This window comes from Streptomyces sp. NPDC091281 (genome assembly GCF_044757425.1).
Taxonomy (GTDB): Bacteria; Actinomycetota; Actinomycetes; order Streptomycetales; family Streptomycetaceae; genus Streptomyces.
In genome coordinates this window covers 1-21,677 of the sequence record NZ_JBIVUY010000016.1, presented here as the reverse complement: position 1 = coordinate 21,677, position 21,677 = coordinate 1, and the positions used below count along the sequence as shown (strand labels likewise).

Below are 21,677 nucleotides of genomic sequence, written 5' to 3'. Positions count from 1 at the left end.
AGTGCCCGCCCCTACAGTCACCGGCATGGCGACTCTTCCCAACCCGCTGCCCAAGCTGGCCTCCGATCCCAGCGGGCGTTCCCTCGGTCTCCAGCTGCCGCCCGGTGTGCTGGTCGACGCGACGGACGACGGCCCCTGGCACGAACCGCTGCTGTGGCACGCGGCGCGGGCGGCCTCGCCCGGCAACTGGACGGCGCTCGGCGCGACCGCGGGCCGTGCCGGGCTGGTCCCGGTCCTGGTGGACCTCGGCGGCGCGCAGGGCGGCCCGGACTCCTGGGAGCTGATGCCCGCCGGGATGTCGTACCCCGGTGACCACGACGCCGAGGAGGTCCTGGCCGGGTTCTGGGAGGAGTACGCGGCGGCGGACGAGGACTGGCCGGGCCTGGCCGCCGCCCCCGTCCTCGGCGCCGACCCCGACACGCGGGCCGCGCAGGTGGCCGACCTCCTCGCGGCGGGCGGCCAGTCCTGGCTCACCGCCCCGCACCTCGCGCTCGTCCCGGCCCGCCGCAGCGCCGACGTGCCCGCCGCCCTCGGCTGGTCCGGCCCCCTCAACCACGAGAACGACACCGCCCGCCTCTCCGCGGTCCTGCGCTCCTGGGAGGACCGCTTCGGCATACGGGTCGTGGCGCTCGGCTTCGACGTGCTGGCCGTGTCGGTGGCGGCGCCGCCCGCGACCCTCGCGGAGGCGGAGGCGGTCGCCGTCGAGCACTACGCGTTCTGCCCCGACGCCGTCGACCAGGGCTCCGGCACGCTGGAGGCGTACGCCCGCGAACTGGTCGGGGAGCAGGTGTGGTCCTTCTGGTGGGACTGACCCGGCCGCCCGGCCAGGTCACCGCGTGCCCGCATGCCCGGGTGACTGCCTGACCGGGTGATCGGCGTCCCGGACCGCGTCCCGGAACACGTCCCGTGTCCGCCGCGTCCGCGCAGGTCAGCGGGTGTGGGACGGGTTCGGCGTCCCGAGTCGGCCGCGTCCGGCGGCGGCCCGGCGCCGGGACCGGCGAGGCTGGCCCCATGCCCTCGCGTGTCTCCCCCACGACCTGGCTGGCCCTGGCCGCCCTCCTCTGCGCCGCCGTCCTCGCCCTCACCGCCTGCGAGGACGGCGAAGGCCTGCACGACGAGGGCCCCTCGGGGCCGTCCCCGCGCGGCGCGGCTCCCTACGAGGGGGGCTCCTCCCCGGCGGGACGCCAGGCGGACCCGCCGAGCGGGAACTCGTAGGAGGGCCGCCCGTTCTCCCCGCTGGTGCGGAACGGGCGCCCCTCGTCGTCCAGGACGAGCGTGCCGTGCCGTGACCCGCTGGACCAGGACAGCTCCAGCGTCCAGCTCACGTCGTAGGCGGCGGCCTCGGCGCTGACGTAGTAGACCTCGGGGTCGGACTCGCTGACCTTGAACGGGAAGTCGGCGTGCCCCGCCTCCGGCACCAGCACGGGCCGCGCCGCGTCGAGGGCGACGGTGAAGAAGCGGGTGGGCACGCCGCCGCCGCAGCCGACGCCGGGATAGCCCATGGCGTACGCGTTCCAGGCGAGCGGGGACCGCTTCTCGACGGTCCGCACCCGCAGCCCCTTCACCACGACCGTCTCGTCCCCGGTGCCCTGCACGGTCAGCTCCAGGTACTGCCGCCCCGCCGCGACCCCCTTGTGCGCGGCGACCCAGGCGGGCGCGTCCTGCTCCACCGGCGGCGGCGCGACCCGCCCCGGCTCCCGGTCGATGAGATACCGCTGGTCACAGGGGCTCTCCCAGGCGTACGGCCGGACGCCCACGGTGAGCGGGGGCGCGCCGTCGTTCCGGTCCGCCCCGGCCCCCGGACCGTCCCCGGCGGACCCGGCGCCCGCGCCGAGCGGCGCGGAGAAAGCGGGCGCGGACGGCTCGCCCGACCCGGACGGGGAAGCGGGCGCGGAGGGCGAGGGGGACCCGGACGGCGAGGAGGCCGCCCCCGTCTCCGCCGCTCTGCCCTGCGCGGACACCCCAGCGCCCGCCGCGTCCCGGCCGCCACCACCCCCGCCGCCCGCCAGCGACACCCCGAGCACCAGCGCCCCCACGGCGAGAACGACCCCGGCCCCCACCAGCACGGCCCGCCGCACCCGCGAGGGCGGCCCCCCGGCCGCCACGTCGACGACCTCACCGACCTCGCCCCCGTCCGCGCCCTCCCGGAGTCCGACGGCCCCGGCGACCGCCCCCTCCTTCACCCCCGCCGGCTCCCCCTCCTCGACGCGCGACTCCTCCACGCGCGACTCCACAGCGCGCGCCTCCTCCACACCCGCGAGGGCCGCACCGGGCTGCTTCTTCCCCCGCCCCGCGTCGGCCAGCACCCAGCGCCGGTGGAGTTCGACCAGCTCCTCCGGGGTGGCCTTGCAGAGCCGGGCCAGGCGCTCGACGGGCGCGTAGTCGGCGGGGACGGCGTCACCGTTGCAGTAGCGGTGGAGGGTGGACGTGCTCATGTGCATGCGCTTGGCGAGCGTCCCGTAGCTGAGCCCGGACCGCTCCTTGAGCGCGCTGAGCAGCTGCGCGAACTCGGTCGCCGACACTGTTTCCTCCACCCCCATGTCCCGTCCCGCCGTTCCAGGGACGGTCTGTCTTCGCAGCTCAGAGGCGGTGCGAACGTTCCAGCGTCCCTGATGGCGCGCCGGTCGTGGCGGCCGGGACGGACCGCGGCCCAAGCTGTGGCCATCCAAGCACGCCGCTCTCCGGCCATCCGGCGGACGGCGTGTCGGACACCGACTTTTCCGCCACACGTTCGAAAGAGGATTCCCATGCGCATCCGACTCGCGGCCCCCGCGGCGGCCGCTCTCGCCGCCCTCGCCCTGACGGCCTGCCAGGACGGCTCAGGCACGAAGGACGAGGGAGCCTCGACGCCCGCCGCCGCGACGGTGGCCTCGTCGGGCCAGAAGCAGGCGGAGGAGGCCACCACCGACTCCGGGACCTCCGCGGGCGCCGACAGCGAGTCCGGCACGACCGCGACCACCACGAAGACGACGGGCTCGAAGGCGTCGGGCTCGAAGAAGGCGAAGTCGCCGGGCCGGGTGCTGTGCAACGGCTCCAACACGAAGGTGACGGCGCAGGTCCTCCAGCGCCCGCTGAACCACCTGCTGCTGACGGTGAAGAACACCGGCGGCAAGACGTGCGACCTGACGTACTTCCCGTACGTGCGCTTCGACGAGATGCAGTGGGCGCCGCCGGCGGACAAGAACACCCAGCCGCAGGCGGTGACGACCCTGGCGCCCGGCGAGTCCGGCTACGCGGGCGTCCGCCTGTCGGCGGCCGACGGCAGCGGCTCGGGCGGCACGACCGGCAAGAAGCTGACGGTCATGTTCCAGGGGATGACGCCCAACAGCGACGGCGGCGCCTCGGCGACCCCGAAGCTGCCCGCGAAGGGCGTCTACTACGACAGCTCCCTGACGGTCACCTGGTGGCAGCGCGACCTGGACGACGTCCTGTCCTGGTGAGCCCCGCCCGCTGACCGCGGGCTGACTACCTCAGCTTCTGGGCCACTTCGGTGGCCCAGTAGGTGAGGATGTTCTGCGCGCCCGCCCGCTTGATGCCGGTCAGGCTCTCCAGGATGGCGCGGTCGCGGTCGATCCAGCCCTTCTCGGCGGCGGCCTCGACCATCGCGTACTCGCCGGAGATCTGGTAGGCGGCGACGGGGACGTGCGCGGCGTCGGCGACGCGGGCGAGGACATCGAGGTAGGGCCCGGCGGGCTTGACCATCACCATGTCGGCGCCCTCCTCCAGGTCGAGGGCCAGCTCACGCAGCGACTCCCGGACATTGGCCGGATCCTGCTGGTAGGTCTTCCGGTCCCCGGTGAGCGAGGACCCGACGGCCTCACGGAAGGGTCCGTAGAAGGCGGACGAGTACTTCACGGTGTACGCGAGGACGGCGACGTCCTCCCGCCCGATCTGGTCGAGCGCGTCCCGTACGACGCCGATCTGCCCGTCCATCATCCCGCTGGGCCCGACGACATGGGCGCCCGCGTCGGCCTGGACCTGCGCCATCTCGGCGTACCGCTCCAGGGTGGCGTCGTTGTCGACCCGCCCGTCGGCGTCCAGCACACCGCAGTGCCCGTGATCGGTGAACTCGTCCAGACACAGGTCGGACATGACGAGCAGTTCGTCCCCGACCTCGGCCCGCACATCGCGCAGCGCGACCTGGAGAATCCCGTCCGGATCGGTCCCGGCGGTCCCGAGCCCGTCCTTCTTCTCGTCCTCGGGCACCCCGAAGAGCATGATCCCGGACACCCCCGCGGCCACGGCCTCGGCCGCCGCCTTCTTGAGGCTGTCCCGCGTGTGCTGCACCACGCCGGGCATGGACCCCACCGGCACCGGCTCCCGCACGCCCTCCCGCACGAACGCGGGCAGGATGAGGTCCGCCGGATCGAGCCGCGTCTCCGCGACCATCCGCCGCATCACAGCACTCACCCGCAACCGCCGAGGCCGCGCCCCCGGAAATGACCCGTACGTAGACATGCCCTCTACGCTACGCCCGCCCCAGGGCCCCCTTTACCGACGAGCAGTCGGCCCCTCAGCCCGGCACCGGACGCCGACGGCCCGCCCCCTCCAGCCCGTCCGGCGTTTGAGGACAAGACCCGTTCAGCCCGGCACTGGCTGACGACGGCCCGCCCCTTCCAGCCCGTCCGGCGTTTGAGGACAAGGCCCGTTCAGGGCCGAAGGGGGGCCTGGGGGCACAGCCCCCAGACGGCACCGTGAGCAACCTTCACGTAGCCCGACGCCGCCGAGCCCCCGGCCTCCGCTCGCTAGGGCGCGTCACCGCATCGCCCGCCTCCCGCGCAGCCGCCCGCCGCCGCAGCCCGAAGTCCGCCAACGCCTCGGCCAGCTTGTGCACCGACGGCTCGGGGGCCATGACGTCCACCCGCAGCCCGTGCTCCTCGGCCGTCTTCGCCGTGGCGGGCCCGATACAGGCGATGACGGTGACGTTGTGCGGCTTCCCCGCGATCCCCACGAGGTTGCGCACGGTGGACGACGACGTGAACAGCACGGCGTCGAACCCGCCGCCCTTGATCGCCTCGCGCGTCTCGGCGGGCGGCGGCGACGCCCGCACGGTGCGGTAGGCGGTGACGTCGTCGACCTCCCAGCCGAGGTCGATCAGCCCGGCGACGAGGGTCTCCGTGGCGATGTCGGCGCGCGGCAGGAACACCCGGTCGATGGGGTCGAAGACGGGGTCGTAGGGCGGCCAGTCCTCCAGCAGCCCGGCGGCGGACTGCTCGCCGCTCGGCACCAGGTCGGGCTTCACGCCGAAGGCGATCAGCGCGCGGGCGGTCTGTTCACCGACCGCGGCGACCTTGATCCCGGCGAAGGCGCGGGCGTCGAGCCCGTACTCCTCGAACTTCTCGCGGACCGCCTTGACCGCGTTGACGGAGGTGAACGCGATCCACTCGTAGCGTCCGGTGACCAGGCCCTTGACGGCGCGCTCCATCTGCTGGGGCGTGCGCGGCGGTTCGACGGCGATGGTCGGCACCTCGTGCGGGACGGCGCCGTAGGACCGCAGCTGGTCGGAGAGCGACGCCGCCTGCTCCTTGGTGCGGGGCACGAGGACCTTCCAGCCGAACAGCGGCTTGGACTCGAACCACGCGAGCTGGTCGCGCTGGGCGGGTGCGGACCGCTCGCCGACCACGGCTATGACGGGACGGCCGCCTTCGGGCGAGGGCAGCACCTTGGCCTGCTTGAGGGTCTGCGCGATGGTGCCGAGGGTGGCGCTCCAGGTGCGCTGCCGGGTCGTGGTCCCGGCGACGGTGACCGTCAGCGGGGTGTCGGGCTTGCGCCCGGCGGCGACGAGTTCACCGGCGGCGGCGGCCACCGCGTCGAGCGTGGTGGAGACGACGACGGTGCCGTCGGAGACGCCGACCTCGGTCCAGCACCGGTCGGAGGCGGTGCGGGCGTCGACGAAGCGGACGTCGGCGCCCTGCGCGTCGCGCAGCGGGACACCGGCGTAGGCCGGGACGCCGACGGCGGCGGCGACACCGGGGACGACCTCGAAGGGAACACCGGCCGCCGCGCAGGCGAGCATTTCCTCCGCCGCGTACGTATCAAGTCCCGGGTCCCCGGAGACCGCTCGGACGACCCGCCTGCCGCCCCGCGCGGCCTCCATGACAAGATGTGCGGCATCCCGCACGGCGGGGCCACCAGCGGTTGTTGACGAACCGTCAACAACCGTCGGGTGAGGCGTGCCCGTGCCCGGGACGAGATCCGACGAGGGATCGGCGTCCGCGGGGACCTCGGTGACGCCGGCCCTGGCGTGCGTCCGGACGACGTCGAGCACCTCGTGCTCGGCGACGAGGACATCCGCGCGGGCCAGCGCCTCCACGGCGCGCAGAGTCAGCAGTCCCGGGTCCCCGGGCCCGGCACCGAGGAAGGTGACGTGCCCGTGGTCCGGACCGGCGGGAAGGGTGGTGGGGCTCACTGTGCTCGCTCCCCCATCAGACCGGCCGCGCCCTGGGCGAGCATCTCGGCCGCGAGTTCGCGACCGAGGGCCCTCGCCCCGTCGTACGACTGGGGCACGGGACCGGTGGTGGACAGCTGCACCGTACGGGAGCCGTCGGTCGTGCCGACGACGCCCCGCAGGCGCATTTCTCTGACAATCTGCCCGTCGGCCAGCAGGTCGGCCAGCGCGCCCACGGGGGCGGAGCAGCCGGCCTCCAGGGCGGCGAGCAGGGACCGTTCGGCGGTCACGGCGGCCCGGGTGAACGGGTCGTCGAGTTCGCCGAGCGCGGCGATCAGGTCCGCGTCGTGCGCGGCGCACTCGATCGCCAGGGCTCCCTGGCCGGGAGCGGGCAGAACCGTGTCGACCGACAGGAAGTCGGTCACCTCGCCGCCGCGGCCCATCCGGTTGAGGCCGGCCGCGGCCAGCACGACGGCGTCCAGCGGGCCCTCGTGCACGAGCCGTATCCGGGTGTCCACGTTGCCGCGGATCGGGACCGTCTCGATGTCGAGGCCGTGGGCGCGGGCGTACGCGTTGAGCTGCGCGGTGCGGCGCGGCGAACCGGTGCCGATGCGCGCCCCGCGGGGGAGGTCGGTGAACTTCAGGGCGTCCCGGGCGACGAGGACGTCCCGCGGGTCCTCGCGGACCGGGACGGCGGCCAGGACGAGGTCGTCGGGCTGCGCGGTCGGCAGGTCCTTGAGGGAGTGCACGGCGAAGTCGACCTCGCCGCCGAGCAGCGCGTCGCGCAGCGCCGTGACGAACACACCGGTGCCGCCGATCTGCGCGAGGTGCTCGCGGGAGGTGTCGCCGTACGTGGTGATCTCCACCAGCTCCACGGGCCGCCCGGTGACCCGGGCGACGGCGTCGGCCACCTGCCCGGACTGGGCCAGCGCGAGTTTGCTGCGCCGCGTCCCCAGTCTCAGGGGCCGGGTCGGCCCCGGGTCCCTCGTCTTCATGCCGTTCATGCCGGCCCTCGGCTCTCTGCGTTCTTCTCGGTGCTGTCCTCGGCGCGGGAGACGGCGGCCACCGTCTCCTGGTCGAGGTCGAACAGGGTCCGCAGCGCGTCCGCGTACCCGGCGCCGCCGGGTTCGGCCGCGAGCTGCTTCACCCGTACGGTCGGCGCGTGCAGCAGCTTGTCGACGACGCGCCGGACGGTCTGGGTGATCTCCGCGCGGTGCCGGTCGTCGAGACCGGGCAGGCGGCCGTCGAGCCGGGCGATCTCCCCGGCGACGACGTCGGCGGCCATGGCGCGCAGGGCGACCACGGTGGGCGTGATGTGGGCGGCGCGCTGCGCGGCGCCGAACGCGGCGACCTCGTCGGAGACGATCCGGCGGACCTGGTCGACGTCGGCGGCCATCGGCGCGTCCGCGGAGGCCTCGGCGAGCGACTCGATGTCGACCAGCCGGACCCCGGCCAGCCGGTGGGCGGCGGCGTCGATGTCGCGCGGCATGGCGAGGTCCAGCAGGAACAGCACGGGGCGCGGCCGTACGGGCGCGGGGACCGGCTCGGGGCGGCGGCGCTCGGGGACCCGCCCGGCGGTGGCGGCGGTCGCGGCGAGCGCGCTGATCAGCTCGGGGTCGGCGGCGGGGCGGCGGGCGGCCTCGCGGCGGTCGACACCGGCGCCCGCGACCCAGGCGGCGTGCTGCTCCAGGGTGGCGGCGTCCATCCCGGCGACGGCGGCCTCGCCCATGACGGAGAAGCCGGGCTGCTGCTGGACGGCGGCGAGGTCGAGCGGACAGCCGTCCTCGGTGCCGACGGAGGTCGGCGGCAGCGACCGTACGCCGGCCAGGGGTTCCGGCGCCCGCTCGGACCCGGAGTCGGCGTGCGCGTCGGTGTCGGGGTCGGGGTCGGCGAGGGTGACGGGCGTGCCCGTGCGGCCGCCGACGGCCGCCGCGACCGCCTCGGCGGTCAGGACGAGTCCGGTCGCGCCGGTGCAGGAGACGACGATGTCGGCACGTGTCAGCTCGGCGGACACCGCCTCCATCGGGACGGCGCGTGCCGCGACGTGCGCGGTGCCGCCCTCGGCGAGGATCTGCGCCAGGCGCTCGGCCCGGTCCAGGGTGCGGTTGGCAACGACGACCTCGGCGACCCCGGCGCGCGCGAGGGTCGCGGCGGCCAGCGAGGACATGGAGCCCGCGCCGATGACGAGGGCCCGCTTGTGCCGCGCCCAGTCGGTGACGTCGGCGCCGTCGGCGAGCTGTTCCAGGCCGAAGGTGACCAGGGACTGCCCGGCGCGGTCGATGCCGGTCTCGGAGTGGGCGCGCTTGCCGACCCGCAGCGCCTGCTGGAAGAGGTCGTTCAGCAGCCGCCCGGCGCTGTGCAGCTCCTGGGCGCGGGCGAGCGCGTCCTTGATCTGGCCGAGGATCTGCCCCTCGCCGACGACCATGGAGTCCAGCCCGCAGGCCACCGAGAACAGGTGGTGGACGGCCCGGTCCTCGTAGTGCACGTAGAGATAGGGAGTCAGCTCTTCGAGGCCGACGCCGCTGTGCTGGGCGAGCAGCGTGGACAGCTCGGCGACGCCCGCGTGGAACTTGTCCACGTCGGCGTACAGCTCGATGCGGTTGCAGGTGGCGAGGACCGCGGCCTCGGCGGCCGGTTCGGCGGCCACCGTGTCCTGCACCAGCTTGGCCTGGGCGTCCGGGGACAGCGAGGCCCGCTCCAGCACGCTCACCGGAGCGCTGCGGTGGCTCAGTCCGACGACGAGGAGACTCATGCCGGCATCACGGCGGGTACGTCCCCGTCGGGTCCCTGGTCGGTGGGGCGCGCGCGGTGGGCGGGCGGCGGCGGTACGGCGCCGTCGGCCGCGTCGGCGGCGGTGTTCGCGGCGTTGGCGGCGTCCTCACCGGCCTTGCGCTGCTCGTGGAAGGCGAGGATCTGGAGCTCGATCGAGAGGTCGACCTTGCGCACGTCGACGCCGTCGGGCACGGACAGCACGGTCGGCGCGAAGTTCAGGATGGAGGTGACCCCGGCGGCCACCAGCCGCTCGCAGACCTGCTGGGCCACGCTCGGCGGGGTGGTGATGACGCCGATGGAGACGCCGTTGTCGGCGATGATCCGCTCCAGCTCGTCGCTGTGCCGGACGGAGATCCCGGCGACCTGGCGCCCGGTCATCTCGGGGTCGGCGTCGATGAGCGCCGCGACCCGGAAGCCGCGGGAGGCGAAGCCGCCGTAGTTGGCGAGGGCCGCGCCGAGGTTGCCGATACCGACGATCACAACCGGCCAGTCCTGGGTCAGGCCCAGTTCGCGGGAGATCTGGTAGACGAGATACTCGACGTCGTAGCCGACCCCGCGGGTGCCGTAGGAGCCGAGGTACGAGAAGTCCTTGCGCAGCTTCGCGGAGTTGACCCCGGCGGCGGCGGCCAGCTCCTCGGAGGAGACCGTGGGCACCGAGCGCTCCGACAGCGCGGTCAGGGCGCGGAGGTACAGCGGAAGGCGGGCGACGGTGGCCTCGGGAATCCCTCGGCTACGGGTCGCCGGTCGGTGAGTTCGGCCAGTTGCCACGGTGCTCCTGCGGGTAGAGCGGGGCTGTGGGCGGTCGTACGTCCCCGGACCGCCCCGTCGAATGCAGGCTATGTCTTTGTGAACGCGTGCACAAAGATGGTGTCCGATTTGCCCGGCCAACGTGACCGGGGTCACGCGTCCTTCGCACGCCTGCGGGGAACCGGCGCCGGGGCGCCTGCGCTCCTTCTTTATCGGGGGCAAAACCGCACACTCTCCTCACGAATCCCGCCCCCGAGACCTGGTCGCCGTCGATCCTAAGCGACTTTTGACCCGACTTGGACTGCTCGGTCAGTTCGCCGGGCTCGCCCGGTCCCCCGCCGAACCGCCGCCCGACCGGCGTCGGCCGTCGCCCCTCGTCCGTCACCCGCTCATGAGTTCCCTCCTCAGCCGTCCCTCGTCCACGCGCCAGAAGGTGTGCTGCTCCCCGTCGACGAGTACCACCGGCACCTGTTCCCAGTACAGGTCGTGCAGCGCGGGGTCCTCGGTGATGTCCTTCCGCTCCCACGGCACACCCAGGTCGGCGCAGACCGTCTCGACGACGGTCCGCGCGTCGTCGCACAGATGACAGCCCGGCTTCCCGATGAGGGTGACGAGCCGGTCCTGGGGGGCGCGGGCGGGGCCCTTGCGGCGGAAGAGGGGACTCATGCCGGCCATTCTCCCGCGCCGCGCGCGGACCGGTCCGCCCCGGACCCCGCGCGCACGCGCCCTCCTTAACGGCACGGTCGCGGAGAGTTCACGGTGTTCCAACCCGCGGACGGAGGAAGCACGCGCGGGACTGGCTATGCTCACGCCATGGCCGCTCTCGGATGGCTCACCCCCCGTAGGCGCTCCGCCACGGCGCGGAGCGTGTTGGCAGGCGAGGCCTCCGCGGAGGCAGCCCGCAAGGACGTCTCGGAACAGGAACCGCAGTTCCCGGTGCACGGCGACGACCTCGCCGCCGCCTTCTTCGACCTCGACAACACGGTGATGCAGGGCGCCGCCCTCTTCCACTTCGGCCGGGGCCTGTACAAGCGGAAGTTCTTCGAGACCCGCGACCTCGCCAAGTTCGCCTGGCAGCAGGCCTGGTTCCGGCTCGCCGGGGTCGAGGACCCCGAGCACATGCAGGAGGCCCGCGACTCCGCCCTCTCCATCGTCAAGGGCCACCGCGTCGCGGAACTCCAGTCCATCGGCGAGGAGATCTACGACGAGTACATGGCCGAGCGGATCTGGCCCGGCACCCGCGCCCTCGCCCAGGCCCACCTCGACGCGGGCCAGCGGGTCTGGCTGGTCACCGCGGCCCCCGTGGAGATCGCCCAGGTCATCGCCCGCCGCCTCGGCCTGACGGGCGCGCTCGGCACGGTCGCGGAGTCCGTGGACGGCGTCTACACCGGCAAGCTGGTCGGCGAACCGCTGCACGGCCCGGCCAAGGCGGAGGCGGTCCGCGCCCTCGCCACCGCCGAGGGCCTCGACCTCACGCGCTGCGCCGCCTACAGCGACTCGCACAACGACATCCCGATGCTCTCGCTGGTCGGCCACCCCTACGCCATCAACCCGGACGCCAAGCTCCGCAGGCACGCCCGCGACCTCGACTGGCGCCTGCGCGACTACCGCACCGGCCGCAAGGCGGCCAAGGTCGGCATCCCCGCGGCGGCCGGGGTCGGCGCCGTGGCGGGCGGCACGGCCGCGGCCATCGCCCTGCACCGCCGCCGCCGCTAGCCCGCTTCCCCGAAGACGCCCGCACCCCCTCGCGCACCCGCACCGGGTGCCGGTTCCGTGTGCGGGTGCGTCTCCACGTCCGCATCCACGTCCGCATCCGCGTCCGTGTCCGTGCGCGGGGCCGGGGAACCGGTTAATCAATCCGATGTACCCCCGTGGACGCCCCGCCATGCCTGTTGTCCGCGCACAGCCACAACCCGCCCCGCTCCGAGCCGAAATACGAAGCATTTCGATCAACAAGTGGTCACCCTGCGCAACTTGATTGAGCGTCAATAGGCTACGGAAGCGACGTAATCGGTGATTTGAGCAACTCGGTGTAGCAGCACCTGCACGAAGCGTTATTCTCCTCAGACGCAAACCGGTACCTCTCCGTCGTCACGACGGGTGAACGGTCCCGCACTGCACGTGATGGAAGCTCTGCCTCTGGGAGTCCCGTGTACCCACACGTCGGGGTTGACACCTCGGGCCTGGCTACGCTCCGCGCAACGGTCGCTACGGTCCAGCAGTCCCTGTTGCGCGGCTTCGTCCCCACCGCGTACGCCGTCCCCGCCCTCGCCACCGCCGCCGCGCCGGTCGGCCCGTGCTACGCACTGGCCGACGGCAGCGCCGCGGTCGGCAGACGGGGGCGGTCCGCGGGCGCGCCCGCTGTCCGCCGACCAGCGGCGGACAGCGACAGCGCCCGCATGATGGACCTCGTCGAACGGGCCCAGGCCGGCGAGGCCGACGCCTTCGGGCGGCTGTACGACCAGTACAGCGACACCGTCTACCGGTACATCTACTACCGCGTGGGCGGCAAGGCGACCGCCGAGGACCTGACGAGCGAGACCTTTCTGCGGGCCCTCCGCCGGATCGGCACCTTCACCTGGCAGGGCCGCGACTTCGGCGCCTGGCTCGTGACGATCGCCCGCAACCTGGTCGCCGACCACTTCAAGTCCAGCCGCTTCCGGCTGGAGGTCACCACCGGCGAGATGCTCGACGCCAACGAGGTCGAGCGCTCCCCCGAGGACTCCGTCCTGGAGTCCCTCTCCAACGCCGCCCTGCTCGACGCCGTACGGCGGCTCAACCCCCAGCAGCAGGAGTGCGTGACCCTGCGCTTCCTCCAGGGGCTCTCGGTGGCGGAGACCGCGCGGGTGATGGGCAAGAACGAGGGGGCGATCAAGACCCTCCAGTACCGGGCCGTCCGCACCCTCGCCCGGCTCCTCCCGGACGACGCCCGCTGACCCGGCCGCCCCGACCCACCCGGCGGCTACCCACGGCCACTTCAACTCACCGTCAGTGAAAGTCCGTTGACTTCCCCATCCGATCATCCGCAGTCCGTAACCCAAGTGCCGCGCCAGTCGTTGTGCGGGATACAGGCTCCCTGTGGTCACGTCCTCGCCGCCCCCGGTCACTCGATCGTGTGGACGCGGCGGGGTGCGTGCACCCTTCAGGAACCCCGGGGAGTCGACCGTCATGACGAGAGGAGGTGCCGCCAGTGATCGCGAACGTATCGGCGCACCGGCGGGCGAACGCCTTCGCCCAGGCCCTGGAGGAACAGTCCGACCGGGGCACGGCGGCCGAGCAGACCGAAGGACCGGCTCCGGCCCCGGCCGCTGCGGACCAGACCGAGGGGGGCCCGCTCGTGGGCCTCGCCACGCGTCTCGCCGAGCTGCCCAAGCCGGAGCTGGACCCTGAGGTGAAGATCGTCCACCGCGCGCGCTTGGCCGCCGAGATGGACGCCCTGCTGCGGGCCGGGACGCTGGGCGAGAGAGCGGGCCCTTCGGTGCCCGAGCAGCGCTCCCACCGGGCGCGGGGCGCGCATCGGGCGACATCACTGGGCAGATTCCGGCCGCGCTCCCGGCTCGCCAAGGGCCTCACCGCGGGCGGCCTCAGCGTCGGCGTCGCCGCGGGCGCCTTCGGCGGAGTGGCGGCGGCCAGCTCCGACGCCCTCCCCGGTGACTCGCTCTACGGGCTGAAGCGCGGCATCGAGGACTTCAAGCTCACCTACCTCGCCGAGGGCGACAGCGAGCGCGGCGAGGCCTACCTCGACCAGGCGTCGACCCGGTTGAGCGAGGCCCGGCGCCTGATGGAGCGCGGCCGGGGCGGCACCCCGCTGGACCACGAGTCCCTGGGCGAGGTCCGCCGCGCCCTGTCCGGCATGCAGCACGACGCCGCCGAGGGCCACCGCCTGCTCCACGAGGCGTACGAGCGGGACCCGGAGTCGCTGGGCCCCATGCAGACCCTGTCCGCCTTCTCCCGCGCGCACCGCGAGGCCTGGGGCGCGCTGCGGGAGCGGCTCCCGGTCCAGCTCGGGGACGTCAGCCAGCAGGTGTCGTCGGTCTTCGACGCCATAGAGGACGAAGTGGCCCCGCTCCAGTCCCTGCTGCCGCAGCCCCCGGCCCGCGGCGGCGGCGACGACCGCGGCGGACAGCGCGCCACACCCACCACACCCGGCACGTCGAAGTCCGGCGGCGGTTCCTCGACACCCAGCGCCGAGGAGCGGTCCAGCGCACCCGACCGTCCGGGCAGCGGCTCCGGCAGCCCCAGCAGGTCGACCGGTTCCGGCACGGACGACGACGGCCTCCTCGGCGGCAACACGGGCGGCCTGCTCGACCCGCCGCAGGACGACGGCACCTCGGCGCCGCCGCCCCGGCTGCCGACCACGGCGCCCGACGTCACCCTCCCCCCGCTCCTCCCCGGCCTGCTGCCCGGTCTCGGCATCGACGCCGAGGACGCGGACTAGGTCGCGCCCACCCGGAGCGACGGTCGTACGGCGGTGGGGCGGGGCGGGGCGGGCTCAGAAGAACACGGACCGCCGCTGCACCAGCAGCTTGTACAGGGTGTGCTGGATCTGCTCGCGGACCTGGTCGGTCAGGTTGAACATCAGCATCGGGTCCTCCGCTGCCTCCGGCGGATAGCCGTCCGTACGGATCGGCTCCCCGAACTGGATCGTCCACTTCGTCGGCAGCGGCACCGCGCCCAGCGGCCCGAGCCAGGGGAAGGTCGGCGTCAGCGGGAAGTAAGGGAAGCCCAGGACGCGGGCGAGCGTCCTGGCGTTGCCGATCATCGGGTAGATCTCCTCCGCGCCCACGATCGAGCACGGGATGATCGGCGCCCCCTGCCGCAGCGCCGTCGACACGAACCCGCCCCGCCCGAACCGCTGGAGCTTGTACCGCTCGCCGAACGGCTTGCCGATGCCCTTGAAGCCCTCCGGCATCACCCCGACCAGCTCGCCCCGCGCCAGGAGCCGTTCGGCGTCCTCCGCGCAGGCCAGCGTGTGGCCGAGCTTGCGCGCCAGCTCGTTGACGACCGGCAGCACGAACACCAGGTCCGCGGCGAGCAGCCGCAGATGACGGTCCGCCGGATGATGGTCGTGCACGGCGACCTGCATCATCAGCCCGTCCAGCGGCACCGTCCCCGAGTGGTTGGCGACGATCAGCGCCCCGCCCTCGGCGGGGATGTTCTCGACGCCCTTCACCTCGACCCGGAAGTACTTCTCGTACAGCGGGCGCAGCAGCGACATCAGGACCTGGTCGGTGAGTTCCTCGTCGTAGCCGAAGTCGTCGACCTCGTAGTCGCCGGTGAGGCGGCGGCGCAGGAAGGACAGCCCGCCCGCGAGCCGCCGCTCCAGTCCGCCCAGGGCCTCGCGGAGCGCGTCCTCGAACCCGTCCGGGGTGCCCGCCCCCTCCGGCGCGGCGGGGGCGTCCGCCGGGGGCGGACCGCTCGGCAGCGGCTGGAGGGGCTGCACCGCGGCGGGCTCGCCGGACTCGCCGCGCCGCCGGGCCCCGGTGCTCCGCCGGCGCGCCGGGCGACCGCCACCGCCCCCTCGGGACCGGTCGTCGTCGAACGGAATGACCTTGGCGTCCGCCATCGTTGCTGCGCTCCTCAGTTGCCGTGCCGGGCCGGGGTGCGGCCGTCGCCCGCGGCGCGCAGCGCGGCGAGCCGGTCGACGGCCCCGGCGAGGACCTCGGGGGGCAGGAGGCCCGGCCCCTGGCTGCGTGCGAAGTCCGCGAAGGTCTCCGCGGTGGTGTAGGTGGGCGTGAATCCCAGCGTCTCGCGCATCTGGTCCGTGGCGACGACCCGGCCGTGGGTGAGCAGCCGGATCTGCTCGGGCGAGAAGTCCGTCATCCCCAGCGTACGCACCAGCGATCCCGCCCAGGTGACGGCGGGCAGCAGCAGCGGCACGGTGGGCCGCCCGAGCCGCCGCGAGCACTGCGACAGCAGCAGCACGCCGTCCCCGGCGATGTTGAAGGTGCCGCTGTTGAGGGTGCCGCGCTCCGGCTCGTGCAGACCGATCCGCAGGACCTCCAGCACGTCGTCCTCGTGGACGAACTGGAGTCGCGGGTCGTAGCCGAACACGGTCGGCAGGACGGGCAGCGAGAAGTACGAGGCGAGGGGGGTCTCGGCGGTCGGGCCGAGGATGTTGGCGAACCGCAGCACGCACACGGCGACGTCGGGCCTGCGCCGGGCGAACCCGCGCACGTACCCCTCGACCTCGACGGTGTCCTTGGCGAAGCCGCCGCTCGGCAGGGACTTGGCCGAGGTCGACTCGGTGAAGACGGCCGGGTCGCGGGGCGCCGAACCGTAGACGTTCGTACTGGACTTGACCACCAGCCGCTTCACGGTGGGCGACTTCTGGCAGGCGCCGAGGAGCTGCATCGTGCCGATGACGTTGGTCTCCTTGACCGTGGTCCGGCTGCCGCTGCCGAGGGCGGTGGCCGTCACGTCGAGGTGGACGACCGTGTCGGCGCCCGACTCGGCGAGGACCCGCGCGACGGTGGGCTGCCGGATGTCGGCCTGGACGAACTCGGCGCCGCCGAGCGGGTGCTCCGGGGGCACCACGTCGACCGCGATCACCCGGTCCACCGCGGGGTCCCGCCCGATCCGCCGCACGAACCGGCCCCCCAGCTGCCGGGCCACTCCCGTCACGAGCACGACCTTGCCCAAGATCAGCGCCTTCCTTGTCCGGGTGCGGAGGTGTCCACCCTGCCGCCTTCCCCGTCTGCGGGCCAACTTAGCGGGTCGAGGGTGCGCCACGGAGACCCAGGACATGCGTGTGGCCCCCGACCGGCAACCGGTCGGGGGCCACACCGCGCGCTTACGCGGCTCGCGTCTGCGTCGTACGCCTTGCCTTACTTCTTGTTACGACGCTGGACGCGCGTGCGCTTGAGCAGCTTGCGGTGCTTCTTCTTGGCCATCCGCTTGCGCCGCTTCTTGATAACAGAGCCCACGACTACCCTCGCTCACTTCTCATCACTCGGTGCTGGGCGCCATGGGCCCATACGACCTACGAGGGGCTAGCCTACCCGCCTCGGCGCTGAGGTCGTAATCGAGGCCGCGGAGGGACCCCAGGGGTGCCCTGTGCGGGGTCCCTCCGGCCGTGCCGTCAGGCCGTTTCCACCCCCACGTAGCTCTCGCGGAGGTACTCGTGCACCGCTTGCTCGGGGACGCGGAAGGACCGCCCCACCCGGATCGCGGGCAGATGACCGCTGTGCACCAGCCGGTACACGGTCATCTTGGACACGCGCATCACCGAGGCGACTTCCGCCACGGTCAGGAACTGAACCTCGTTCAGAGGCCTCTCGCCAGCAGCCATGACACACCTGAACCTTCCGCACTCGACTCGACGGCCACCGGCTTCCCCTTCCGGTGACTCTTCGTCGCTGCGTGCTCACTCCCCAATGTAGGGGCGGGTGATGCGAGTGGGGAAGAGGTGCACCCGTCGGTGGACTACCGTGACAGACCGGCGCGCGCGAGGACGTAGCGCGCGAGCGGGCGGTAGTGAGCGGAGCGCACGCCGTCATCAAGTGGAACGACGACGGACACCGCGCCCTCGGCCTCCCCCACGAACGGCGCCGGGTCGTCGACGTCGGCCGTCCCGATCGCCTCGAACCCCAGCTGACCTGCCCCGCAGAGCCACCCGTGGTCCCCCACCACCAGCTCTGGCAGCGGCCCGCCGGCCTCCGCCGCGGCGGCCAGCACGACCCGAACCGGCAGCGGCGAGTGCGTGTGCAGACCGGCCGCGCCACCACCGCGCGCCCCCGCGGCCTCCCGCACCAGGCCGACCCCCCGGCGGTAGTCGATACGGCATGTACGTAGACCGAACCGGGTCGTTATGTCGACACAGCGACCCTGCGCCGGACGCAGGACAGTACACCCCGCCGCCGACAGACCGTCTGCGAGGGCACCGTAGAACCCCACCAGTTGCCCCGGATGTCCGGTCCCGAGCAGCACCGGGCCGCCACGCAGGGCGACGGCGGCGACCCGCTCCGCGAACCGGTCGAGCGCGGCGACCGTCCGCTCGGGGTCGATCACATCATGCCCCGAACTCCGCCCCGGATCGTCCGAAACCCCACACCGCTCGGCCATCAGCCGCGCCAATTCCCGCTCACTCCAGTCCCGTTCGGGATCGATCCCGATCAGCACCCGAGGATCACCCCCCGCGAACAGCCGATACCGCCGAAGACTCCCCTCCCGGGAAGCCCCCACGACCCCCGCCACCCCGACCCGCACGAGATACCGCACCAACGCCTCGACCTCAGCCACACCCTGCCTAACGAGGAAACCCGACGGTACGTCTCTCAGCCCGCGCGGGGGTCCTTCAGCCCACCGGAGATCGTTCAGCCCGTCCGGGGGTCCTTCAGCCCGCGCGGGGGTCTTTCAGCCCACCCGGAGATCCTTCAGCCCGTCCGGCGTTTGAGGACGAGGCCCGTCCAGGGCCGATGGGGGGTGCAGGGCGCAGCCCGCCGGGGGGGCACGGGGGCGGAGCCCCCGAGGTCGGGACGGGAAGGGGCGGCGGGGGCGAGAAACCCCAGGGGGCACCCCCCTACGCCAACAACCCCCGCAACGGAAACACGGCCCGCCGCGTAGCCAACACGGCCTGATCCAACCGATCCGCCGGATCGTACCCGGCGTCCCACTCCCCCCACCCCACAGGCCACCGCCCATCAGTCATCCGCACCGGCCCCAACTCCCGCGTCCGAGCGAACACCTCCCCCCGCCACCCCTCAGGAATCACCGTCTCCGGCGCCACCGGCTTCCCCGCCACCACCCCCACCAGATGCGCCCACGACCGAGGCACCACATCCACCACGGCGTAGCCACCCCCACCCAACGCGACCCACTTCCCCCCGGCATGCGCGTGCGCCAGCTCGTGACACGCGACCTGCACGGCCCGCTGCGCGTCCAAGGACACGGCGAGATGCGCGAGCGGGTCCTCGAAGTGCGTGTCCGCACCGTGCTGCGTCACCAGCACCTCGGGCCGAAAGTCGGCAACCAGCTCCGGCACCACGGCGTGGAAGGCCCGCAACCACCCCGCGTCCCCCGTCCCCGCGGGCAGCGCCACATTCACGGCGGCCCCCTCCCCCGCTCCCGCCCCGGTCTCCTCGGGCCACCCGGTCTGCGGGAACAACGTACGGGGATGCTCGTGCAGCGAGATCGTCAGGACGCGCGGATCGTCCCAGAACGCGGCCTGCACCCCGTCCCCGTGGTGCACGTCGACGTCGACGTAGGCGACCCGCCGCGCCCCCAGCTCCAGCAGCCGCGCGATGGCGAGGGCCGCGTCGTTGTAGACGCAGAACCCGGCCGCCCCGCCGGGCATGGCGTGGTGGAGCCCGCCCGCGAAGTTGACCGCGTGCGGCGCCTCCCCCCGCCACACGGCCTCGGCGGCCCCGACGGACAGTCCGGCGATGAGCGCGGACACCTCGTGCATCCCGGCGAAGGCCGGATCGTCGACGGTCCCGAGCCCGTACGTCAGGTCGGCGGCCCGCGGATTCACGGAGGCCGCCTTGACGGCCGCGATGTAGTCCTCGCGGTGGACGAGCCGCAGCGTCGAGTCCCCGGCGGGCTTGGCGGAGACGACGTCCACCTCGCGGTCGAGCCCGAGGGCGTCGACGAGTGATCGCGTCAGGGCGAGCCGGACCGGGTCCATCGGATGGTCCGGTCCGAAGTCATAGCCCGTTACTGCCTCGTCCCACATCAGCTGTGCGCGGCCGCTCATGCCCGCCACCGTATCGGTCCGGTTGAGGCGCGAACGACCGGGCGTACACGAGCGTCACCAGCACGAGCACCATCGGTACGATCATCGCCCCGCGGTAGCTCCAGGCGTCGCCGAGGGCGCCGACGAGCGGTGAACCGATGAGGAAGCCGACGTAGTTGAAGATGTTGAGCCGGGCGACGGCGGCGTCGGAGGCGCCCGGGAACAGCCGGCCGGCCGCGGCGAAGGTCTGCGGCACCAGCACGCACAGCCCGAGCCCCACCAGCGTGAACCCGCCCATCCCGGCCCACGCCCCCGGCGCCGCGGCGACCACCGCGAACCCGAGCGCGGCCAGCAGGGTCCCCGCCCGGACGACGGCCACCGCCCCGAACCGCCGCACCCCGAAGTCCCCGAGCGCCCGCCCGACGAGGGTGGTCACCATGTAGACGTTGTACGGCACGGTCGCGAGCTGCTCCGAACTCCCGAGCACGTCCTGGAGGTACTTGGCGCTCCAGTTGGAGACCGTCGAGTCCCCGATGTACGCGAACGTCATCACCAGGCACAGCGGCAGCAGCGCCTTGAACACGAGCCCACCGCCCCCGCCCGCGCTCTCGTCGTCGCTCTTCAGCTCCTCGCCGTCCGCGTCGACGTACCACCGGCTCCCGACGAGCACCGCGGGCATCAGCACGCACACGACCGGCAGGTACGACACCCACAGCGCGAGGTGCCAGTGCGCCCCCGCCCAGGCGAGGGAGGCCCCGAGAATCCCGCCGAGGCTGTAGGCGGCGTGGAAGCTGAGCATGATGCTGCGCCCGTACGCCCGTTGGAGGCTCACGCCGAGCATGTTCATGGAGGCGTCCAGCGCCCCGACAGAGAGCCCGAACACCCCGAGGGCGACGGCCAGGACGAGGACACGGTCGCCGCCGCCGACGGCGAGCAGCGCCAGCAGGACGACCGGCTGGGACCAGCGCAGCACGCGGCTGGGCGGTATCCGCCGCACCAGCCGCTCGGTGAGGACGCTTCCGGCACCGGCGAGGATCGGGACGGCGGCGAGGAAGACGGGCAGCAACGCGTCGGAGATCCCGTACCGGTCCTGGATGGCGGGGATGCGCGTCACGAGCAGGGCGAAGGCGACCCCCTGCACGAAGAAGCCGAACGCCAACGAGGCCCTACCGCGCCGCAGCACTTCTGTCATGGCGGCGAGCGTAGAGCCCTGGCGTACTCGTGGGTAGATCCGGCCAAAGATGAATTCGGTTCAGCTTCGCCGGGTGGTCCGCGCCGGCCGGCTCACTTGCAGGGGGCTCACTTCAGGAGGTCGGGCAGTTCCGTCATGGCGGTGAAGAGTCCGGTGGCTCCGGCGAGCTTGGCGGGGGGTGTCATGGCGGTGAACCCGTAGACGTCCATCCCGGCGGCGAGGGCGGCCTGGACGCCGAGCGGGCTGTCCTCGACGACGACGCACCGTTCGGGCGCGACGCCCATCCGCGCGGCGGCGTGGAGGAAGAGGTCGGGGGCGGGCTTGCCCTTGCCCACGTCCTGGGAGCTGAAGATCCGCCCGTCGTCGAACCATCGCGCCAGCCCGGTCGCCCGGTGTCCGACCCGTATCCGCTCATGGCTCCCGGAGGACGCCACGCAGTACGGCACGCCGTCAGCGGCAAGCCTTTCCAGAACGGCCTCGACGCCGGTCACGGGCCGCAACTCGCGCTGGAACGCGGCGAACACCCGCGCGTGGAAGACGTCGTCGAAGTCCTCCGGCAGCCGCTGCCCGGTCCGTTCCAGGACGAGATCGTGGACGCGGTGCATCGCGGACCCCATGTAGTCCCGGATGGAGTCCTCGTACGACGTGGGGTGCCCCAGCTCGCTGAGGTAGGCGGCCAGCAGCCGGTTGGAGATCGGCTCACTGTCGACGAGCACACCGTCGTTGTCGAAGAGGACGAGGTCATAGCGCATACGGCGATCCTAAAACGAAAAACCCCCGTGCCAATGACACGGGGGTTTCTCTCACAATTTGTTCGGCGGCGTCCTACTCTCCCACAGGGTCCCCCCTGCAGTACCATCGGCGCTGTAAGGCTTAGCTTCCGGGTTCGGAATGTAACCGGGCGT

21 protein-coding genes and 1 rRNA gene are annotated in these 21,677 nt (G+C 73.1%); 6 read left to right on the top strand and 16 right to left on the bottom strand.

Going from position 1 to position 21,677, the window contains the following annotated elements:
- Positions 1-25: 25 nt before the first annotated feature.
- Positions 26-811 (top strand): DUF4253 domain-containing protein, encoded by a 786-nt coding sequence (locus ACIQPQ_RS33175; protein WP_401311401.1) that lies wholly within the window; start codon positions 26-28, stop codon positions 809-811.
- 200 nt (positions 812-1,011) lie between these two features.
- Positions 1,012-1,215 (top strand): hypothetical protein, encoded by a 204-nt coding sequence (locus ACIQPQ_RS33170; protein WP_401311398.1) that lies wholly within the window; start codon positions 1,012-1,014, stop codon positions 1,213-1,215.
- Here the strand turns inward: ACIQPQ_RS33170 and ACIQPQ_RS33165 are convergent.
- The gene (locus tag ACIQPQ_RS33165; RefSeq protein ID WP_401311395.1) at positions 1,155-2,522 is read right to left on the bottom strand and encodes a helix-turn-helix domain-containing protein; all 1,368 of its coding nucleotides are present in this window, start codon (positions 2,520-2,522) and stop codon (positions 1,155-1,157) included. The genes ACIQPQ_RS33170 and ACIQPQ_RS33165 overlap by 61 nt on opposite strands.
- Before the next feature lie 225 nt (positions 2,523-2,747).
- Between ACIQPQ_RS33165 and ACIQPQ_RS33160 the strand changes: the two genes are divergently transcribed.
- Entirely contained in the window at positions 2,748-3,440 is a 693-nt protein-coding gene (locus ACIQPQ_RS33160; RefSeq protein ID WP_401311392.1) for a DUF4232 domain-containing protein, read from the top strand.
- Positions 3,441-3,465: 25 nt separating this feature from the next.
- On the opposite strand, the gene hemB is transcribed toward ACIQPQ_RS33160, so the two are convergent.
- The 6 genes from hemB to ACIQPQ_RS33130 form a co-directional block, all read right to left on the bottom strand.
- Positions 3,466-4,458, bottom strand: coding sequence for a porphobilinogen synthase (hemB, locus tag ACIQPQ_RS33155; RefSeq protein ID WP_401311389.1), 993 nt, complete (start codon positions 4,456-4,458; stop codon positions 3,466-3,468).
- 247 nt (positions 4,459-4,705) lie between these two features.
- Positions 4,706-6,409, bottom strand: a complete 1,704-nt coding sequence (locus ACIQPQ_RS33150) for a uroporphyrinogen-III synthase (RefSeq protein WP_383775786.1) — start codon at positions 6,407-6,409, stop codon at positions 4,706-4,708.
- Positions 6,406-7,383: a hydroxymethylbilane synthase gene (gene hemC / locus ACIQPQ_RS33145; protein ID WP_383775789.1), complete on the bottom strand. Its 978-nt coding sequence runs from the start codon at positions 7,381-7,383 to the stop codon at positions 6,406-6,408. Before hemC ends, ACIQPQ_RS33150 begins: the two co-directional genes overlap by 4 nt.
- A 5-nt stretch (positions 7,384-7,388) precedes the next feature.
- Entirely contained in the window at positions 7,389-9,140 is a 1,752-nt protein-coding gene (locus ACIQPQ_RS33140) for a glutamyl-tRNA reductase (protein WP_401311385.1), read from the bottom strand.
- Positions 9,137-9,928, bottom strand: a complete 792-nt coding sequence (locus ACIQPQ_RS33135) for a redox-sensing transcriptional repressor Rex (RefSeq protein ID WP_401311382.1) — start codon at positions 9,926-9,928, stop codon at positions 9,137-9,139. The genes ACIQPQ_RS33140 and ACIQPQ_RS33135 overlap by 4 nt, the downstream gene beginning before the upstream one ends.
- A 360-nt stretch (positions 9,929-10,288) precedes the next feature.
- On the bottom strand, positions 10,289-10,573 hold the full coding sequence (locus ACIQPQ_RS33130; protein WP_383782142.1) for a glutaredoxin family protein: 285 nt from the start codon (positions 10,571-10,573) through the stop codon (positions 10,289-10,291).
- Between the two features lie 147 nt (positions 10,574-10,720).
- On the opposite strand from ACIQPQ_RS33130, the gene ACIQPQ_RS33125 reads away from it, so the two are divergent.
- The 3 genes from ACIQPQ_RS33125 to ACIQPQ_RS33115 all read left to right on the top strand — a co-directional run bounded on the left by ACIQPQ_RS33125 (position 10,721) and on the right by ACIQPQ_RS33115 (position 14,345).
- Positions 10,721-11,623, top strand: a complete 903-nt coding sequence (locus ACIQPQ_RS33125) for an HAD family hydrolase (RefSeq protein WP_401311379.1) — start codon at positions 10,721-10,723, stop codon at positions 11,621-11,623.
- Positions 11,624-12,057: 434 nt separating this feature from the next.
- Positions 12,058-12,843, top strand: coding sequence for an ECF subfamily RNA polymerase sigma factor, BldN family (locus tag ACIQPQ_RS33120; RefSeq protein ID WP_401311376.1), 786 nt, complete (start codon positions 12,058-12,060; stop codon positions 12,841-12,843).
- A gap of 254 nt (positions 12,844-13,097) precedes the next feature.
- Positions 13,098-14,345 (top strand): DUF5667 domain-containing protein, encoded by a 1,248-nt coding sequence (locus ACIQPQ_RS33115; protein ID WP_401311373.1) that lies wholly within the window; start codon positions 13,098-13,100, stop codon positions 14,343-14,345.
- 54 nt (positions 14,346-14,399) lie between these two features.
- Here the strand turns inward: ACIQPQ_RS33115 and ACIQPQ_RS33110 are convergent, their stop codons facing one another.
- The 9 genes from ACIQPQ_RS33110 to rrf form a co-directional block, all read right to left on the bottom strand.
- Complete coding sequence (locus tag ACIQPQ_RS33110) at positions 14,400-15,473, bottom strand: lysophospholipid acyltransferase family protein (RefSeq protein WP_383782135.1); 1,074 nt, start codon at positions 15,471-15,473, stop codon at positions 14,400-14,402.
- A gap of 14 nt (positions 15,474-15,487) precedes the next feature.
- The gene (locus ACIQPQ_RS33105; protein ID WP_383782133.1) at positions 15,488-16,549 is read right to left on the bottom strand and encodes an NAD-dependent epimerase/dehydratase family protein; all 1,062 of its coding nucleotides are present in this window, start codon (positions 16,547-16,549) and stop codon (positions 15,488-15,490) included.
- A gap of 185 nt (positions 16,550-16,734) precedes the next feature.
- The gene (locus ACIQPQ_RS33100; protein WP_003948845.1) at positions 16,735-16,833 is read right to left on the bottom strand and encodes a 30S ribosomal protein bS22; all 99 of its coding nucleotides are present in this window, start codon (positions 16,831-16,833) and stop codon (positions 16,735-16,737) included.
- A gap of 155 nt (positions 16,834-16,988) precedes the next feature.
- A complete protein-coding gene (locus ACIQPQ_RS33095; RefSeq protein ID WP_093781815.1) occupies positions 16,989-17,198 on the bottom strand; it encodes a helix-turn-helix domain-containing protein in 210 nt (69 codons plus the stop codon).
- 134 nt (positions 17,199-17,332) lie between these two features.
- A complete protein-coding gene (locus tag ACIQPQ_RS33090; RefSeq protein ID WP_401311369.1) occupies positions 17,333-18,148 on the bottom strand; it encodes a phosphatase in 816 nt (271 codons plus the stop codon).
- 280 nt (positions 18,149-18,428) lie between these two features.
- Positions 18,429-19,601 (bottom strand): acetoin utilization protein AcuC, encoded by a 1,173-nt coding sequence (locus ACIQPQ_RS33085; protein WP_383782129.1) that lies wholly within the window; start codon positions 19,599-19,601, stop codon positions 18,429-18,431.
- Positions 19,552-20,772: an MFS transporter gene (locus ACIQPQ_RS33080; protein ID WP_401311366.1), complete on the bottom strand. Its 1,221-nt coding sequence runs from the start codon at positions 20,770-20,772 to the stop codon at positions 19,552-19,554. Before ACIQPQ_RS33080 ends, ACIQPQ_RS33085 begins: the two co-directional genes overlap by 50 nt.
- A gap of 107 nt (positions 20,773-20,879) precedes the next feature.
- A complete protein-coding gene (locus tag ACIQPQ_RS33075; RefSeq protein WP_401311363.1) occupies positions 20,880-21,524 on the bottom strand; it encodes an HAD family hydrolase in 645 nt (214 codons plus the stop codon).
- A 60-nt stretch (positions 21,525-21,584) separates the two neighbouring features.
- Positions 21,585-21,677: ribosomal RNA gene (rrf, locus tag ACIQPQ_RS33070) — 5S ribosomal RNA — on the bottom strand; the annotation flags it as partial.